At 58.6% G+C, this 17,161-nt stretch carries 14 protein-coding genes and 1 tRNA gene; 5 read left to right on the top strand and 10 right to left on the bottom strand.

The annotated features are described in order from the left end of the window. Window positions 1-233 precede the first annotated feature (233 nt). The 6 genes from infB to GF1_RS00700 form a co-directional block, all read right to left on the bottom strand. On the bottom strand, window positions 234-2,981 hold the full coding sequence (gene infB / locus GF1_RS00720) for a translation initiation factor IF-2 (RefSeq protein ID WP_267927709.1): 2,748 nt from the start codon (window positions 2,979-2,981) through the stop codon (window positions 234-236). Continuing rightward, the gene (locus GF1_RS16325; protein ID WP_353740434.1) at window positions 2,978-3,241 is read right to left on the bottom strand and encodes a YlxR family protein; all 264 of its coding nucleotides are present in this window, start codon (window positions 3,239-3,241) and stop codon (window positions 2,978-2,980) included. The genes infB and GF1_RS16325 overlap by 4 nt, the downstream gene beginning before the upstream one ends. A 23-nt stretch (window positions 3,242-3,264) precedes the next feature. After that, window positions 3,265-4,776 carry a transcription termination factor NusA gene (gene nusA, locus GF1_RS00715; RefSeq protein WP_267927708.1) on the bottom strand — a complete coding sequence of 504 codons (1,512 nt, stop codon included), beginning with the start codon at window positions 4,774-4,776 and terminating at the stop codon, window positions 3,265-3,267. An 18-nt stretch (window positions 4,777-4,794) separates the two neighbouring features. Next, entirely contained in the window at window positions 4,795-4,944 is a 150-nt protein-coding gene (locus GF1_RS00710) for a hypothetical protein (protein ID WP_267927707.1), read from the bottom strand. A gap of 93 nt (window positions 4,945-5,037) precedes the next feature. Continuing rightward, window positions 5,038-5,499: a ribosome maturation factor RimP gene (gene rimP / locus GF1_RS00705; protein ID WP_267927706.1), complete on the bottom strand. Its 462-nt coding sequence runs from the start codon at window positions 5,497-5,499 to the stop codon at window positions 5,038-5,040. A 219-nt stretch (window positions 5,500-5,718) separates the two neighbouring features. After that, a tRNA-Gly gene (locus tag GF1_RS00700) sits at window positions 5,719-5,794 on the bottom strand. 230 nt (window positions 5,795-6,024) lie between these two features. On the opposite strand from GF1_RS00700, the gene GF1_RS00695 reads away from it, so the two are divergent. From GF1_RS00695 to GF1_RS00680, 4 genes are all read left to right on the top strand, one after another. After that, on the top strand, window positions 6,025-6,924 hold the full coding sequence (locus GF1_RS00695) for an AEC family transporter (protein ID WP_267927705.1): 900 nt from the start codon (window positions 6,025-6,027) through the stop codon (window positions 6,922-6,924). A gap of 20 nt (window positions 6,925-6,944) precedes the next feature. Continuing rightward, window positions 6,945-7,577: a hypothetical protein gene (locus tag GF1_RS00690; RefSeq protein WP_267927704.1), complete on the top strand. Its 633-nt coding sequence runs from the start codon at window positions 6,945-6,947 to the stop codon at window positions 7,575-7,577. A gap of 49 nt (window positions 7,578-7,626) precedes the next feature. Next, entirely contained in the window at window positions 7,627-10,347 is a 2,721-nt protein-coding gene (locus tag GF1_RS00685; protein WP_267927703.1) for a CBS domain-containing protein, read from the top strand. A gap of 172 nt (window positions 10,348-10,519) precedes the next feature. Further along, window positions 10,520-11,140, top strand: a complete 621-nt coding sequence (locus GF1_RS00680) for a site-2 protease family protein (RefSeq protein ID WP_267927702.1) — start codon at window positions 10,520-10,522, stop codon at window positions 11,138-11,140. A 119-nt stretch (window positions 11,141-11,259) separates the two neighbouring features. On the opposite strand, the gene GF1_RS00675 is transcribed toward GF1_RS00680, so the two are convergent. Both GF1_RS00675 and GF1_RS00670 read right to left on the bottom strand, forming a co-directional pair. Beyond that, window positions 11,260-12,510 (bottom strand): OmpP1/FadL family transporter, encoded by a 1,251-nt coding sequence (locus GF1_RS00675; protein WP_267927701.1) that lies wholly within the window; start codon window positions 12,508-12,510, stop codon window positions 11,260-11,262. A gap of 52 nt (window positions 12,511-12,562) precedes the next feature. Next, window positions 12,563-14,311, bottom strand: a complete 1,749-nt coding sequence (locus tag GF1_RS00670) for an AMP-binding protein (protein ID WP_267927700.1) — start codon at window positions 14,309-14,311, stop codon at window positions 12,563-12,565. A gap of 257 nt (window positions 14,312-14,568) precedes the next feature. Here GF1_RS00670 and GF1_RS00665 point away from each other — a divergent pair, with 257 nt between their 5' ends. Continuing rightward, window positions 14,569-15,603: a D-alanyl-D-alanine carboxypeptidase family protein gene (locus GF1_RS00665; protein ID WP_267927699.1), complete on the top strand. Its 1,035-nt coding sequence runs from the start codon at window positions 14,569-14,571 to the stop codon at window positions 15,601-15,603. An 88-nt stretch (window positions 15,604-15,691) separates the two neighbouring features. Here GF1_RS00665 and GF1_RS00660 read toward each other — a convergent pair whose 3' ends face one another. Both GF1_RS00660 and GF1_RS00655 read right to left on the bottom strand, forming a co-directional pair. Next, window positions 15,692-16,066, bottom strand: coding sequence for a response regulator (locus GF1_RS00660; protein WP_267927698.1), 375 nt, complete (start codon window positions 16,064-16,066; stop codon window positions 15,692-15,694). Window positions 16,067-16,149: 83 nt separating this feature from the next. Then, window positions 16,150-17,100, bottom strand: a complete 951-nt coding sequence (locus GF1_RS00655; protein WP_267927697.1) for an Lcl C-terminal domain-containing protein — start codon at window positions 17,098-17,100, stop codon at window positions 16,150-16,152. Between the last annotated feature and the right edge of the window lie 61 nt (window positions 17,101-17,161).

The raw sequence follows: 17,161 nt of genomic DNA, 5'->3' as shown, positions 1-17,161 counted from the left end.
TCGTATGGTCTGCTCGTTATCCAGATATCTTCAGGAGTTGCCGGGGCGGGCCGCGGAAAGAGCGGAAAGCCGGTCCCGCCTCCTACCCTGACCCGGAAAACTCCAATAGAAGTTTAGTCGAAAACCACCACAACCTTAAGTAATTGCGGGGTGATTTTCATGATTTATTGTAGCTGGACAGTGCCGAAACCCGGAGTCTCCCTTCGGTCGCTTACCCGGTCCAGCCATGCTGGTTACAGGGTGGCTTCCACCTCGATCATGGTGTAGGCCTCAAGGTGATCTCCGACCTTGATGTCATTGAAGTTTTCCACCCCGATACCACACTCGTACCCGGACTGGACTTCCTTGACATCATCCTTGAAACGCCTGAGCGAAGCGATCTTGCCGTTGTAAATGACCACCCCGTCCCGCAGGACCCGGACCCCGGCGTTGCGCTCAATCTTGCCATCGATGACAAAACAGCCGGCAATGGTGCCGACTTTGGGCACCTGGAAAGTTTCCCGAACCTCGGCCGTGCCGATCACCTGTTCCTCGTAGGTTGGCTCCAGCATACCGACCATGGCCTTCTGGATATCCTCCAGGGCATGATAGATGACATCATAGGACCGGACATCCACCTGCTCCCGTTCGGCCAGTTCCTTGACCTTGACCGTGGGCCGGACATTGAAGCCGATGATGATGGCATCTGAGGCGGCCGCGAGATGGATATCGTTTTCCGTGATCGAACCGGTCCCCTCGTGCAGGACCCGAACCCGGATCTCGTCGGTGGAAAGTTTTTCCGCCGCCTGGCCAAAGGCCTCCAGAGTACCCTGGACATCGGCCCGGAGGATGATCCGCAGTTCCTTGACCTCCTGCTCGGCAATCTTTTCAAAGAGATTGTCCAGCGAAACTTTGGAGGCCGATGCCAGCTCGGTTTCCCGGGCCTTGAGCTGTCGGGAGGCCGAAACCGACTTGGCCATCTTCTCGTCCTTGACCACGACGAACTCGTCACCGGCCGAAGGCACTCCGGACAGCCCCTGGACCTCCACCGGCATGGCGGGCCCGGCTTCCCTGACCTGCTCACCGCGATCATTGGTCAGGGAACGGACCTTGCCCGAATAGAGCCCGGCGACGAAATAATCCCCGACCCGAAGCGTTCCTTCCTGGACCAGGACGGTGGCCACCGGACCACGGCCCTTATGGAGCTGGGCCTCGATCACCGTTCCGCGGGCCTTACGGCTGGGATCGGCCTTGAGTTCCAGAATTTCCGCCTGGAGCTGGATATTTTCCAGCAGCTCGTCGATGCCGATATTACGCTTGGCCGAGGTCTCGCAGTAGATGGTATCACCACCCCACTCCTCGGGGATCAGCCCGAATTCACCCAGTTCCCGCTTGACCCGTTCCGGATCAGCGTTGTCCTTGTCGATCTTGTTGACCGCGACAACAATGGGCACCCCGGCGGCCTTGGCGTGGGCGATGGCCTCGCGGGTCTGATCCATGACCCCGTCATCGGCGGCCACAACCAGGACCACAATATCGGTAACCTGGGCTCCACGGGAGCGCATCTCGGTGAAGGCGGCATGACCTGGGGTATCGACAAAGGTGACCCCGCCCGAGGATGCCTGGACATGATAGGCGCCTATATGCTGGGTAATACCGCCCGCCTCGCCCGAGGCCACATCGGTCTTGCGGATGGCATCCAGGATGGATGTCTTACCATGGTCGACATGACCCATGACCGTGACCACCGGCGGACGCGGCTGCTCCTCGCCCCCCTCTTCCTGCTCCTGGAGCTGCATGATTTCGATCTCTTCGGTCATGCCCTGCTCGACCTCGTAGCCGAAGTCGGCAGCAACCAGGGTGGCGGTATCCACATCCAGGGCCTGGTTGACCGTGGCCATGACCCCGAGTCCCATGAGCTGGGCAATCACTTCGCTGGCCTTGACCCCCATTCGTTTTGCAAGATCACCCACGGTAATGGTCTCAAAGACCTTGATCCGCTTCTTGATGGCCTTGGTCTCGGCGACAGGAGCCGAAGGTGTCTTGTCACGCCTGGCCCCGCCTTTTTTCTTCTTCTTGCGATAGCGGACAAATTCAGCCTCGTCCCCGCGGCTGAAGTCCACCTTGCGGCCCTTGCGACCGCCTTTCTTCCGCGGCTTGCCAAATCCGTTGTCGCCGCCGGCATCGACCACGGATTTCTTTTTACCCTTGCCCTTGCCTGCGGGTCTGGCTGCAGGTCCCGGACCGGCATCGGCCACGGCTGGTGCACCACCGGCCTGGAGTCGACCGGTACGTCGCTGGGGCCGCGGCCGCTCGGGCTCGACCTTGATATCAACTTTACCAACCACCCTGGCCAAACCCTTGGCCCGTTTGACCTCCGGCCTGGCCGGCTGAACCGGAGGTTCCTCGGCGATGGGCTGAGCAGATCCGCCGGTCTCTTTGCCAGTGGTTTCGGGATCTTCTTCCCGGATTCCTTTGCCGGCTACTTCTCCGGCACCAGCTGGTACCTCAGGCGCCGACGCAGGCTCTTGCTCAGCCCCGGCCGCCGGAGGAGTACCCTCCACGGCCTCAGGTGCAGCTCCTGCCTCCGTTGTTTCACCTTCCGGGGTAACCGCCGGTGCTTCGCTTTCTTCCCTGACCTCCGGCTCCGCAACCCTCTCCTTGGCGGCAGCAGCCTTTTCTTCCTCCAGGGAGGCCTGGGCTGCGAGCAGCTCCTCTTCGGCCTTGCGGGCGGTTTCTTCCTTCTCCGCCCTGGAGCGGCGCCGGACCGTAGTGACTTTCGTCCTGACGACAGCAGGTTTTTTCCTGACCGTAATCCGCTCTTCCCCGACTTCAATAGTACCAGAACCAAACACCTTGCGGCGAATCTCGGCGGCCGTAGCCTCGTCAACCGTTGAGCTATGGCTCTTGATCGGATAGCCCAATGCTATCAGCTTGTCAGCCAGCTCTTTACTTTTGAAACCAGCCTCTTTGGCCAGCTCGTAAACACGGACCCTGCTCATCTATTACTCCCGTCAAACTCTTGGCTTTTCCGAGAACTCTCTTTTCTCAAAATGCCCTTATCAAGTTGAAGCCGCAATGCCTGCTTCAGTATTTTCATGTTCTTTTTTTTCAACAGCCGCGTACGGCACACTGTGTTCTCGCAGCAGTATACGCCGCGTCCCGGCATGTTGCCCGAGGCATCTTCCCTGATCTCGCCATGATCCCAGATAAAGCGCACCAGTTCCTGTTTCGGCGCTCGCCGTCCACAGCCACGGCACATACGGATCGGCACATGCCCCCGTTTCACCGGTCGGTGCTGTCCCCGCTTTCCTGATCCAGAGCACCTTCCTCTGCCTGGGCACTGTCTCCGGATGGCGAGTGCTCGACTACCGCTTCTGCGGAATCCGGTTCAGCGGCAACGATCTCCTCGCCCCCCTCGGTTCCCGACTGCTCAAAACCTTCTGAATCGGGCGGTTCGAGCGGTTCCGGTTCCCCTCCACCCTCGATGACATTACCGGGAGCAGCCTCAAACTCCTCCTCGTCCTCACCACGCTCCAGGGCGGCCAGGGCCTCGGGAGCCGAAGCCACCCAGGCAGCGGCCAGGTCCTTGAGTTCCAGGGCCCGCTCCTCATCGATCATCGCCAGCTGCATCAGCTCTTCGATGTCAGCCGATGCCAGGTCTCTGGCCGAGCGGATGCCGGCGGCAAAGAGCTTGTCTGCCAGGTTCTCATCCACGCTTTCAATGGCGATCAGGGTCTGGTATCCCTTATCCTCCAGGTTGGCGTACCGGGTCTCGCTCTTGACGTCGATCCGCCAGCCGATCAACCGGGAGGCCAGCCGCACATTCTGACCCTGGCGGCCGATGGCCAGCGACAGCTGATCATCGGGAACCACCACCAGCAGCTGGTGTTCGTCCTCATCGACAATAACCATGGAAACCTCGGCCGGGGCCAGGGCGTTGTAGACATACTTGGCCGGATCCGGATTCCAGGGGACGATATCGATACGCTCGCCCTGGAGTTCCTGGACCACATTCTGGACCCGGGATCCCTTGAGGCCGACACAGGCGCCCACCGGATCCACATCCGACTCCAGAGAGGAGACCGCTATTTTGGCCCGGAAACCGGGCTCACGGGAGGCACCCATGATCTTGACGATTCCCTCGGCAATCTCCGGCACTTCCATCTCAAAGAGTTTGATAAGAAATTCGTTGCAGGTTCGGCTCAGGATGAGCTGGGAATCCCGGCTGTCCTGGCGCACTTCCAGGAGATAGGCCCGGATTCGGTCTCCCTGCTTGAAAGAGCGCTTGGGAATCTGGCCCTCCCGGGGCAGAACCGCATCGGTCCGGCCCAGGTTGACGATCATGTTGCCCCGCTCGAATCGCTGGACAATACCGTTGACAATGGTACCCTGCCGGTCGCGGAACATCTCGTAGATGACCTCCCGCTCGGCGTCGCGCATCCGATGGATGATGACCTGCTTGGCCGACTGGGCCGCGATCCGGCCAAGATCGGCAATATTTTCCAGCTTTTCACCCAGATCATCGCCAAGCTCGACCTCAGGATCCAGGACCCGGGCCTCTTCAAGAGAGATCTCGGTTTCCTCGTCCTCCACCTCTTCGACAACGGTGCGGAACTGAAAAACCTCCACCTCGCCCAGTTCCTCGTTGAACTGAACCTCGATATCCCGGCGGCTTCCGTATTTCTTCCTGACAGCAGAACGCACGGCCTCCTCAATGGCTTCTACCAACAGTGTCCGGTCAATACCTTTGTCCCGGCTGATCTGATCGATTATCCGCTTCAAGTCTGTAAACATTTTCTTTACTTCTCCACCTCACACGGTTGCCGTTTTGTCCGGCGTGCATTCTTTTTCGTCTCTGGCGTTCCGGGCCTGGGGCCGCCCGGCAATATCTATATAAAAATCGCCCCGGGGTGTGGGGTTGCCAAGGTGATTATCAAAGTAGTTGCGGCTGAACAGTGCCAAAACCCGGAGTCTCCCTTCGGTCGCTTACCCGGAGTCTCCCTTCGGTCGCTTACCTGGTCCAGCCATACTGGTTATTCGGTTTCCCGGTCCCGGTCAGAGTGACAGCCGGGCCCGGGCCATGGCATCAAAGGCCAGGGTAACAGGCCCCTCATCAAGGAGCAGCACCACACCGTCCTCCTCGACCCGATCGATGATGCCGGTGAAGACCCGCCGTCCATCCAGGGGCTCCTGGAGCTTGACCCGCGCCTTGCGTCCGGCAAAACGGATAAAGTCTTCCCGCTTCTTCAGCGGTCGTTCCAGACCGGGCGACGAAACTTCCAGATTGTAGGCGTGGCTGATCAGATCTTCCACATCGAGCCAGGCGCTCAACTGTCGGCTTACCGAGGCACAGTCATCAATGGTGACTCCGCCTTCCCGGTCGATAAAGAGCCGCACAACCCAGCCATGTCCTTCACGGCGATACTGCACCTCCACAAGCTCCAGGCCCATGTCGCGGAGCAGGGGCGTTGCATAGGCTTCAATAGCCTGTATTATCGGATTATTTTCAGACTCCATCTCGACCACTCACATCTTTCCCAGGCCACCACGGAACCCGGACCATATATCCATTCGACCCCGCCCCCTCCGTTTCAGCAGAAGTGCAGGTCCCGGCAAAAAGCAATAAAAAAAGCGGGCAGAGCCCACTTTCAAAACACCGACACAGTACCGGCGTATGACACCTGCCAACCCGCACATCTGAAATCATGCGAACCAGCGGATCGACGCGCTTTGCGTTGGAGCGGGCAACGGGGCTCGAACCCGCGACCCCAAGCTTGGGAAGCTTGTGCTCTGCCAACTGAGCTACACCCGCCCATCAATCCTTAGAGCAGATAACTATATAAACCACCGGCATTTTTGTCAAGCATATTTAAATGCCTCTCCAGAGGTGGATCCACCTCCCTATGGCGGCCTTCCGGACCGATTGTACCCGCAGGAAAATTTCAACTTGCCACCCGGGGACCGCACGGATACCCTGCAGGTAAGATTTGATAAACATGAACCACATGGATAGAGAACCTGTGACACAATACCCTGATTACCATGGAACAGACATTGCCCTTTCTCATCCTCCTGCTGGCCGGCCAAGGCTGCCGCTGGCTTGCGGTCTTCCCTGCTGATACGGACAGGAGTCTCAACCTGTACGTTATCTATCTCGCCCTGCCGGCACTGATCCTCGACCGGGTCCCCGGGCTTGATTTTTCCACCTCGGTTCTGGTCCCGGTTCTCATGCCCTGGCTGGTGGTATTCTGCTCGGCGGGCCTGGTATACGCCCTGGCAAAGCTCCTGCACTGGGACCGGGAAACCACCGGTGCCCTGCTGCTCATGGTGCCGCTGGGCAATACCTCCTTTCTTGGCATCCCCATGGTGGAACAGTACTTCGGCGGCGGCGCGGTGCGCTACGCCCTGCTCTACGATCAGTTCGGCTCCTTTCTGGCTCTGTCAACTTATGGTACGGTCATCCTGGCCCTGTACGGCACTGGCGAAAAACAGACCCTGGCGTCGGTCCTGAAAAAGATCCTCCTCTTTCCACCTTTCATGGCCCTGATGGTGGCCCTTTTCCTGCCCGTGGGCGCCGTACCGGGCTGGGTAGACAGACTGCTGGAAACCACGGCCTCCTCCCTGGTTCCTGTGGTGCTCGTGGCCATCGGTTTCCAGGTCCAGATCCTCCTGCCCCGCCGGGAACTGATCCCCTTTGGCGCCGGATTGCTGCTGCGGCTGCTGGTGGTGCCGCTGCTTTTTCTCTACCTGTGCCGGCTCCTTGGCCTGAGCGGTACCGCGGTGCGGGTGGCCATCTTTGAAACCGGTATGCCGCCCATGGTCACGGCCGGAGCCATGGCCTCCATTGCCGGGCTCAAGCCGCGGCTGACCTCGGCCATGGTTGGCCTGGGAATCCTGATCGCCTTTGGCACCCTGCCTCTTATCTACAGCTGGAGCGGTTGAAACCGCGCCTGGAGAGAACTATGGTTACCTGCCAGCCCCCCTCATGCACCCCTGAGCAGATCCCGACCCTGGAACTCGTGATTGAGCCCGGGACAACAATCCGGTTCACCTCCATGCTCCAGAGTGGCTTTATTGTGAAACTCAAACCCGGCCAGACCATCCGCCAACTCCTCCGCACCCTGCCGAACTTCACCGACAGCTACCTGCAGGAGCGGATTCAGACAATCTTCCTCAACTCCATCCCGGCCGACAGCGTTGACCTGGAGCTCCCGGACGGAGCAATCCTGGCTCTGTCTGCCGCCATGCCTGGTCTGGCCGGGGCAATTTTCCGCCGGGGCGGCCGCCACCGCACCCTCCGAAGCCAGCCGGAACCTCCAATTTCCACCCCGGAGATCCGACCCGAAAATCGAGGCAGATGCACGGTCAAGCTATTCAATCACATCGCCCGGGAACGCGGCGAGACACTGCTGTCCCGCGGGGTCATCCTGCGCAAACCCGCCCTTCAGGGTTTCCTGGACAGGCAGGGAGAACAACTGGAAGCCATGATCAGGCAACGTATCCTGGACGGTAACTCCATCACCCGGGGCGACCTGGCCAGGCAGCAGATCCCCCTGATCAGGGTCCAGACCAGGGAGGAGCAAGCCTCCAAATGAACAACTCCGAGCCGATTCCAAGGCCCATACAGGGAGGGCGCGCCCCATCATGGAAGTGATCACCACCCACCTCAATGCTGATTTCGACGGCCTGGCCTCCATGATTGCCGCCAGAAAACTCTATCCCGAGGCTGAACTGGTCTTTGCCGGATCGCAGGAAAAAAACGTGCGGCTTTATCTGGCCCAGGAGATGCGCAATCTCTATGACTTCAAAAAACTCAAGCATATTGAGCCGGAGAAGATCAGACGCCTCATCGTGGTGGACACCCGGCAGGCCCGGCGTATCGGCCCCCTGGCCCGCTGCCTGACCAATCATGGCCTGGAACTGCACCTCTACGACCACCATCCCGACTCGCCCTCGGACCTGGGGGCAACCCTGGAAATCGTCGAGCCGCTTGGCTCAACCACCACTATCTTCACCCGGATCTTTCGTGAGCGGAAGATAGAGGTCTCTGCGGAGGAAGCCACCCTGATGGCATTGGGGATCTACGAAGACACCGGCTCGTTCCTGCACTCCACCACCACCCCCGCCGACCTGGAAGCTGCTGCCTGGCTGCTTGAGCAGGGTGCCAATCTGGATATCGTCACCCAGTTTCTTTCTGTCGACCTCTCCTCGGACCAGGTGGGACTGCTGGGCGATCTGATCAAAAACACCACGACTTACACCATAGGCTCGGTGGAGATCGCGGTCTCCAAGCTGACCCTGCCCGAATATGTGGACAACTTCGCTGTCATTGTCCGACGCCTTATGGTCATGGAAAACCTGGATGCCCTCTTTGCCCTGCTCCAGATGGGAGAGAGGCTCTATCTCATTGCCCGCAGTCGGATTCCAGAGGTCAATGTGGGATTCATCGCCCGGGATTTTGGCGGCGGCGGCCATGCCTCGGCCGCCTCGGCCACCATCAGGGACATGACGCTTTTTGAAGCAGAAGACAAACTTGTCCATTTGCTGCACCGCTACGTACGTCCCCGGGCCATGGCCGGCGAACTCATGTCCTCACCGGTGATCGCCGTGACCCCGGATGTCTGCATCGAGGAGGCCAATCAGCTCCTGACCCGCTACAATATCACGGTCCTGCCGGTGGTGGAAAAGGCCGCAGGCCCGGACAAAACCACCGAGCCCACCGGGGTACTGGGCCTCATATCCCGGCGGGTGGTGGAAAAGGCGATCTTTCACAAGCTTGGCCACCTGCCGGTGAGCGAATACATGACCACGGAAATCGCCACCCTGCCGCCCGACGCCACCCTAGCCGACATCCAGGAGCTGATCATCGAATACCGGCAGCGGTTGATTCCGGTGGTGGAGGACGAACGGGTCAAGGGAGTGATCACCCGTACCGACCTCCTCAACCTGCTGGTCGGGGACCCGTCCCACCTGCCCAAAGGTCTGCTCCAGGAAGACGAACATCCCTCGGTGGCCAGAACCCGCAACCTGAGCAACCTGATGGCGGAAAACCTGGGCCGGGACATCATGGTACTGTTGCAGAAGATCGGCACCGTGGCCGAGGACCTGGGCTACAATGCCTATGTAGTGGGCGGCTTTGTCCGTGACCTGCTTCTGCAGACGAAAAACCTCGACATTGATATCGTCATCGAAGGCAACGGAATCCGCTTTGCCAAAGAACTGGCCAGACGCCTCGACGGCTCTGTCCGAACCCATGAAAAATTCGCCACCGCCACGGTTATTCTCCCGGACGGCCAGCGACTGGACGTGGCAACGGCCCGGCTGGAGTACTACGAGTATCCGGCCGCCATGCCCACCGTGGAGCTGAGCTCCATCAAGCTTGATCTCTTTCGCCGGGATTTCACTATCAACGCCATGGCCATCCATCTCAATCCGCAGCATTTCGGCACCCTGATCGACTTCTTCAGCTCCCAGAACGACCTCCGGGAACGCCGTATCCAGGTCCTGCACAACCTGAGCTTTGTCGAAGACCCCACCCGGATCTTCCGGGCCATCCGCATCGAACAGCGGCTCGACTTCCATATCACCCGGCACACGGAGAAGCTGATCCGCAACGCAGTAAAGATGAACCTTTTTGACCGGTTTTCCGGCCCCCGGTTCCTGGGTGAGCTCAAACAGATTCTCTCCGAGGACAACCCGATCCCGGCCCTGCGGCGCATGGCCCAGTTCGACCTGTTCCAGTTCCTGTGGCCGGATCTGCGCCCCAACCTCAAGATTGACCGCCGCTTTGTCCACGTCCTCACCCAGGCCGGACGGGCCATCTCCTGGTTCAAACTGCTCTATCTCAAGGAAAAATGTGAACCATGGATCGTTTACCTGCTGGCCATCTACAGCCGTTCGCGGATCCGGGAACTGATCAATTTCTGCAAACGGTTCGAACTGCCGGAAAAACTGGAGAAGACCCTGGTCCGGCAAAAGGCGGCGGCTGACCGCATCGCCCGGGACATGCTCCATCGGCCGCACATGAAGCCCAGCGAAATCTACTGGCTGCTCCAGGACCTGGACAACGAAGGATTACTCTACCTGATGGCCATTGCCCGGAAAAAACATATCCAGCAGGCCGTGTCCCGGTTCGTCACCGAGCTGCGCAAGGTCCAACCGCTCCTGAGCGGCCACGACCTGCAGGAGATGGGCTTTACCCCCGGCCCCCTGTACCGGACCATGCTCAACCACCTGATCGAGACCCAACTCAACGGTGAGATAACCGACAAGAAGACAGCCAGGGAGTTCATCCTGGAAAAATATGGCGACAAGGCGCGAAAAACCGACACGGAAGAACAGGAAGATGACATGAACCAGGCCTGATTTCCTCTTCCGGCAGGCTGCATTTCGCCTGAAAATGGTTACCTGTTTTGGAAAGTGTGCGGAGACGATCCTGGCCAAGACGGCAACGCCATGGGAGCCACCGCTCCGGGTCCGGACGGGCCCGGCGACATGAACGCTTTTATTTTTTATTATTCCACTACATTAGGACAGCATGGACATCAACCATACCATTCAACAACTTATCATCCTGGCGCCGCCCTTTCTTTTCGCCCTCACTTTCCATGAGCTGGCGCACGGCTACGTGGCCTATAACCTGGGCGACCCCACGGCCCGGAACGCCGGTCGACTGACCCTCAATCCGCTCAAACATCTGGATCCACTGGGGGTCATCGCCTTTATCATCATGAAAATCGGCTGGGCCAAACCGGTACCGGTCAATCCCTCCTATTTCAAGGATCCGCGCAAAGGCATGCTGCTGGTAGCCCTGGCCGGACCGGGGGCCAACCTGCTGCTGGCTGTGGCCAGCGCCATCCTGGCCAAGATCCTGATCATGATGCCGATCCTGCCCATGTTTGTCCTCCGGCCGCTGGCCGGCATGCTGGTAGCCTCGGTCTGGATCAACATCATGCTGGCGGTCTTCAACTGCCTGCCCATCCCGCCCCTGGACGGCTCCAAGATTCTCATGGGCGTACTGCCGGAAGACCTGGCCCGCAGCTATGCCCGGCTGGAGCCCTTTGGTTTTATCCTCCTGCTGGTTCTTTTCTACATCGGGATTATCCCCAGGATCATCATGCCCATCATCCGCTTTGCCAACAACCTGCTCCTGGGCTGAGACGCAGAAGACAGAAGTTTCGGCACAAAAAAAGGCGGAGCGATCTGTTATCAGATCACTCCGCCCGGACAAAACCACAGGCCTGCTCATTGATGCGGGCCCATTGGGAGAAGTTGGGCCTACAAGGTATAGCTGAAGCCAACGCTGACCAGGTGGGCTCCGCCGTCGTCAAAGGTACCGTCGATATAGTCGTTGGTGACGCTGCGGCTGTCCTTGTCATCGTAGAGATAGGCTGCGCCGATCTCCAGCTTCTCGGACATCCGGTAGCGGAAGCCAAGGGAATAGAGTTTGGCGTCGGAATCCGGCAGATCGAAGCCCAGGGTGGAATCCGGGATCGGATTCTCGTCAATGGCAAAACCTGCCATCAGGGTCAGGGCTTCGTTGACGTCGTAGACCACGCTGATGCGCCAGGAATCGGTATCTTTCCAGTCCTTGCGCTTGGGATCATCGAAAGCTGCGTACAGGACAGGATCGGCAAGTGGTGAGGGGTAAATGAAGTCCAGATGTTCATATTCGGACCAGTAGGTCCGGTCATACTCCAGTTCCACGGTCAAGCGGTCAAAAAAGGTGTACGAGCCGGCGATGGCCAGGATGGCAGGCAGGGGCACCTCCACCGAACCAGGACCTTTGTACGTCGCCTCGCTGTTAATCAGCGGAATGGAACGCCAGAGATCGGCCGTGCCATCGAAACCGAGGTCGACCATGGACCGGTAGGTCACCGATATATTGGACTCTTTGACAGGCCTGACACTGGCCGCAAGGTTGAAACCCAGCTCCAGAGTGTCGCCATCCATGTCCCTGCTGGCATAAACACCTCCCAGGGTATCGTCGATCTGACCATTACTCTTCACCTGGGCATCGGAATAGATCACCCGCAGGCCGCCGCCGAAGGAAAATTTATCGCAGAATTTATAGGAGACGCTGGAGCCCAACTCGATGACCTTGAGGGAAAATTCCTCGGCAAAGGTTTTCGGGTAAGGCTGGTCCCACTGCTTGGACAGGCCACCGGGGTAGGCCAGGCTGAACCCGACCCGGAAGCCGCTGTAGTCGGGAGACACCGCAAAGATGGTGGGGAGAAAGAAATGCTCCTCTTTCGATTCGCCGTTGTACGCAGAGGAACGGTCATCGGTGTAGGTCACGGACGGCAGGTTGATATAGATCAGGTTGACATCCACCAAGCCGCGGTCCGGAAGCCATGACATGTTGGCCGGGTTGAAATAACTGGCATCGGCATTGGGGGTGTAGGCTGTGTACGCACCGGCCCTGGCCAGGGAGTTGACCGACTGCTCCGGAATCCGGTACCCGCCGGCATAGACCGATCCGGCGGCGAGCAGGGTAATCAGGGCGCTGGTGCCAACTATCTTCTTCATCCACGTTCCTCCTTTATTCTTTATCTCTGGTAAGCCACCCTGGAGCCCAGGCTCAAGGCAGCATGTTTTCTGCCGAATACAGGTACCGTTTGATCTTATGGGTGGCTGTCTTGATAAAGGGCTCCCGCCGCTCCAGAATCCGGGACAGCCGGGAATTGATGGGCAACTGGGCGTTGACCTCGGTGCGCATCTGGTCGAGCAGGCCGGATATGTACTGGTGGCGCTGGGTCCGACTCTGGCCCCGGGTCTCGTTGTCGATCAGCTCGTAATCGGGATAGATCCAGGCCTCCAGGACACCATTGTTTTCCAGGACCAGGGACTCCACCACGAACGGATAGGCATTGAGTTTATGCTCAATGGCCTCAGGATAGATATTCTCGCCGCTGGCCATGACGATCACCGACTTGCAGCGGCCCCTGATATGCAGGTTGCCGGCCTCGTCGACAAAGCCCAGATCACCGGTCCGCAGCCAGCCGTCATCGGTGAACACCTCGTTGGTGGCCTCGGGATCGTTCCAGTAACCCTGCATGATGTTTTCACCCGTGGCCAGGATCTCGCCGATCCCGGTCTCCGGATCAGGGTCATCGATGCGGACCTCCACCCCGGGCACGGGCTTGCCGGCCGAGCCGAGGGCGATGGTGGAATCGTTTTCCGGCCCGCCGGAGATCAGCGGTGCCGACTCGGTCAGGCCATAGCCCACCAGGTAGGGAAAGTTTCCTTCCCGGAGAAACGCCTCCACCTCAGGATTGAGGGCTGCTCCGCCAATCCCCATGATCTGCAGCCGGCCGCCGAAGAACTCCACCAGCCGGGAGACGATCTTACGGTAGACAAACCGTCGTCCCATGCGGAAGCGGCAGCAGAATCCCAGCACCCGGGACTGTTCAATGGCCGGCAGAACCCGCTTCTTGTAGATCTTCTCGAGGATCAGGGGGACCACCAGCATGACATGGGGCTTTTCCCTGGCACAGATCTTCTGCAGCACCGCCGGGGTGGGCGTCTTGCCGGCATAAACGATTCGGGCCCCCTTGATGAGCGCCAGGATAAAGCCGACCGTAAATTCGTAGGTATGGGAAATGGGCAGGACCGAAAGGAAGACCGAACCGGGATTGATATCGATGATGCCGTTGGCCGAATAGCCGTTGGCGCAGAGATTGCCGTGGGTGAGCATAACAGCCTTTGAAAACCCGGAGGTGCCCGAAGTGTACAGTATGGAGGCCAGATCATCGCCCGAGACCTCGGGAAAGGTCAGCGACTCCGCCTCAAAGGCCTCGCCAAAGACCTGTTCCGCCTCGTCCAGAAAGGTGGAAAACGGGGTAGTGACCACCACGCCTGACTGGTCGTGGTAGTCGTCCAGGGTCACCACCTGTTCCAGATTCTGCTGCAGATCATAAATCTTTTCAATCTGCCGCTGGGTAATGAAGAGGACCGTGCATTCCATCTCACCAAGGATGTGATGGACATCGGCCTCGGGCAGATCAGGGAGAATGGGAACTGCGGCCGCACCCAGGCGGACAATGGCCATGTAAGCTGTAACCCAGTTATGGGAATTTTCCGCCAGAATGGCCACCCGATCACCGTGGGAAATTCCCATCTCCTGGAGCCGGGCGGCAATCAGGAGCACCCGCCGGTAAAATTCGCCATAGGTCAATGGCTCTTCCAGGGCCATGCCAACGGCTGCCTGGTCGGCAAAACGACGGCAACTGACATCGAGCAGATCATTGAGCGTCCGGCAGTTCTGGACAAGGACAGGCAGATGCGCTGTCTCGTCCCTGTGCTGCCCCGCAGTAGTTTCAGCCCCCATGCTTTCTCCTGTGATCGATACGGCAAACCAGATGGTGTCCAACACCGGCCTGACCCGGGCTTATACGGCCAGACAAAGCCGGTTTACGTGTAAACCCTCAGGATATTACCTGAAACCGGCGCAATGTCAAACAGTAATGGGATGTAAAGCAACCGGAACTCCTTCCTCCCCGGGCAAAACCCTTGACAGCGACCTCTTCTCCATATAACAATCAGGTGATATCCAGAGATACTTCTTACTATTTGACCATGTCTTCCATGAACCGCCTCCGGGTCTCCGTCTTCTTTTTTTTCATTATCTGCATCCTGTTCTCCCCTGCCCATCCGGTGAGCCATGCCGCACAAATCCCTGTCCTCACCGCCACCGCCAAGCAGAAACCCGCGATCGCCGTGCGGTCGGCCGGCAAAAGCATATCAGCAAGCACCAGCCAGATCATTACCCTGGGCCGAAAGGGCGATATCAGGGCGGTCAAGACCAGGGCCGGCAGAGCGACCGGAAGCTATCTCCCCAGTATCAGAAAAAAAATCAGTGCCCGCAGTGCCATTGTCATCGACGCCAGGACCGGGGACACCATCTTTGCCAAGAATGCCGATGTCCCCAGGCAGCCGGCCTCGACCATAAAAATCCTTACAGGCATGATCGCCCTGAAATCACTGAAAGAAAAAGAAACCATCAAAGTCAGCCAGCGGGCCTCGCGCATGCCCCGCTCCAAGATATACCTTGATCCGCGTAAGACCTATCAGGCCTCGGACATGATCGACGCGGTCCTGCTGGCCTCGGCCAACGACGCCAGCGTGGCTCTGGCCGAAAATATTGCCGGCAGTGAAAAGGAATTCGCCGAAATGATGACGCTGAGGGCCCGGCTGTGGGGGGCGAAGAATACGGTCTGTCGGACCGCCACGGGGCTGACCGCCCGGGGACAGCAATCCACGGCCCGGGACCTGGCCCAGCTTTTCCGCCACGTAATGCAGGATGAAGAGTTTGCCCGCCGAATCAACCGGACCAAAGTGCGGACCTCGTACGGCCAGGTGCTGACAAACCACAACAAGGCCCTGTGGCGGATCAAAGGGGCGGTGGGAGGAAAGACCGGTTATACCAATGCGGCCCGCCAGACCTACGTGGGCATGTTTACCCGGGGCAGCGACTCCATCGTCGTTGCGATCATGGGCAGCGAAACCATGTGGGATGACCTCAAGCACCTGGTGGAATACGGTTTTAAGCGCAAACAGCAGATCCAGCTGGTCCGGGCGGAGACCGAAAAAAAACAGAAAAAAGAGGCCACGCTCAACTGAGAGAAAACACTGCACAAAAAAAGGGCAGACGAAAACGTCTGCCCTTTTTTATGTCCTGGCCAAGGCCCTGAAAAAACAGGGTGGTGCCTTATACCTTGTCGAGTTGCTCCCGTACCATATCCAGCAGGGTCTCACGCTTGAACGGTTTCTCCAGGGTGGCGATATCGCCCAGATAGCCGGCCATGGTCAGATACCGTTCCGCTTTGATGGCCCCGCCGCCAGAGATGGCCAGGATCTTGAGATCCGGATAATCCCGCACCAGCTCCATGATGAACTTGAGCCCGTCTTTTACCGGCATGATCATGTCGGTGATCACCAGGTCAAAGGCATGCCGGCAGACCAGATCCATGCCCTGTTCCCCGTTCTCTGCGGTATGAACCTCATACCCCTCCTGCTCAAGCATCTGCGTGAGCATCGAACGTATCTGTTCTTCGTCGTCAACAACCAGTATGCGATGTTTCACAGGACCATGCTCCAGTTCAGTTCAGGTCATATTGCCACAGTTGTTATATTTACAATTTGGTAATCAATACTTCAACAGCTTTCTCACCGGGCAGCTGCTTTTTCCGTCCGGCACAGGCGACCGAAACCACCGGGGATGGTTCCCGAGGACCAGAAAGCTCGCCCCTGTTTGTAGTCCACGAACCAGTATCCTCCGGGGCTGCGGGTGGCAGCAACAAATATAAAAGGCTGCTCAGCGGAAAAACAGGGGTGCAAAAACTGGTCGCGCTCACTTTTTTCCCTCCGCATCAAGGACATGGCCTCAGCCATAGTGGGCAGGCGCCAGTCAGTAAAGCCGGCAAACCCCTCCCGGTTGATGCGCTCGATCTCTTTTTTCATCATCCGGTGACTCATGATATCGATACCGGAGCGCATCCACATGAGCCCGGTCGCCCGGTCGGAAACCGTGAGATGATCGTGATTATCCACAAGGTAGCCGGTAAAATTCCCCTCGGGATTCCGGTCCGTGTCGACAAAATCATGGGCCCTGACAAGACGGGTCACGTCCTCCTCGCTGAGCTCACAGGGCTGGGAGGGCAGCTCCACACAACGCAGTCCTTCCGGCAGCGGATCCCGACGGGAAGGCAGCCCGGGATCACCAAGCACCTCGCCTTTTTCCTCCTCGAGAACCACAACCCTGGAGATATCACCGGTCTCGATGATGTTTTCCTCGAGCCATTTCCTGAGCTGCTCGTTAATGGCAAAACTGCGCTCAAAGAGCGCCACCTTGCCCTGGCTGTCCACGCAGTGCTGAATCATGTCACGGGGGGCCTGGATCTCGGCCACCACCCGGGCATGGCGGATGCCGCGCTCCATAAGACAAAGCTTGGGCTTCTCGCCCCAGTTGTCAATGAAAAAATAATAGATCCGTTCCCGCTTGCTGCGGACCCGCTCCTTGCCACCCCAGCTCTCAAAGGTTCCAAAGGTGTATTCAGGGGTCATCTCCCAGTCGATGGTCGGATGGTCGGTCAGGCCGATTTTTTTGAAAAAGCCCATAATTCCTCCACATGATATGGTGGTTTCATGCCCTGTTGCCGCCATGACTGGCATGGCGCCG

Source organism: Desulfolithobacter dissulfuricans (assembly GCF_025998535.1).
Taxonomy (GTDB): Bacteria; Desulfobacterota; Desulfobulbia; order Desulfobulbales; family Desulfobulbaceae; genus Desulfolithobacter; species Desulfolithobacter dissulfuricans.
The sequence above is the reverse complement of the archived record's forward strand: the minus strand, read 5'-3'. Positions and strand labels throughout refer to the sequence as shown.

Bases quoted from the DNA above. Each gene is read 5' to 3' on its own strand.
- GF1_RS00675 (WP_267927701.1), bottom strand. From the start codon at position 12,510: ATGAAGAAGATAGTTGGCACCAGCGCCCTGATTACCCTGCTCGCCGCC.
- GF1_RS00670 (WP_267927700.1), bottom strand. From the start codon at position 14,311: ATGGGGGCTGAAACTACTGCGGGGCAGCACAGGGACGAGACAGCGCAT.
- rimP (WP_267927706.1), bottom strand. From the start codon at position 5,499: ATGGAGTCTGAAAATAATCCGATAATACAGGCTATTGAAGCCTATGCA.
- nusA (WP_267927708.1), bottom strand. From the start codon at position 4,776: ATGTTTACAGACTTGAAGCGGATAATCGATCAGATCAGCCGGGACAAA.
- infB (WP_267927709.1), bottom strand. From the start codon at position 2,981: ATGAGCAGGGTCCGTGTTTACGAGCTGGCCAAAGAGGCTGGTTTCAAA.
- GF1_RS00685 (WP_267927703.1), top strand. From the start codon at position 7,627: ATGGAAGTGATCACCACCCACCTCAATGCTGATTTCGACGGCCTGGCC.
- GF1_RS00655 (WP_267927697.1), bottom strand. From the start codon at position 17,100: ATGGGCTTTTTCAAAAAAATCGGCCTGACCGACCATCCGACCATCGAC.
- GF1_RS00665 (WP_267927699.1), top strand. From the start codon at position 14,569: ATGAACCGCCTCCGGGTCTCCGTCTTCTTTTTTTTCATTATCTGCATC.
- GF1_RS00690 (WP_267927704.1), top strand. From the start codon at position 6,945: ATGGTTACCTGCCAGCCCCCCTCATGCACCCCTGAGCAGATCCCGACC.
- GF1_RS00695 (WP_267927705.1), top strand. From the start codon at position 6,025: ATGGAACAGACATTGCCCTTTCTCATCCTCCTGCTGGCCGGCCAAGGC.
- GF1_RS16325 (WP_353740434.1), bottom strand. From the start codon at position 3,241: ATGTGCCGTGGCTGTGGACGGCGAGCGCCGAAACAGGAACTGGTGCGC.
- GF1_RS00680 (WP_267927702.1), top strand. From the start codon at position 10,520: ATGGACATCAACCATACCATTCAACAACTTATCATCCTGGCGCCGCCC.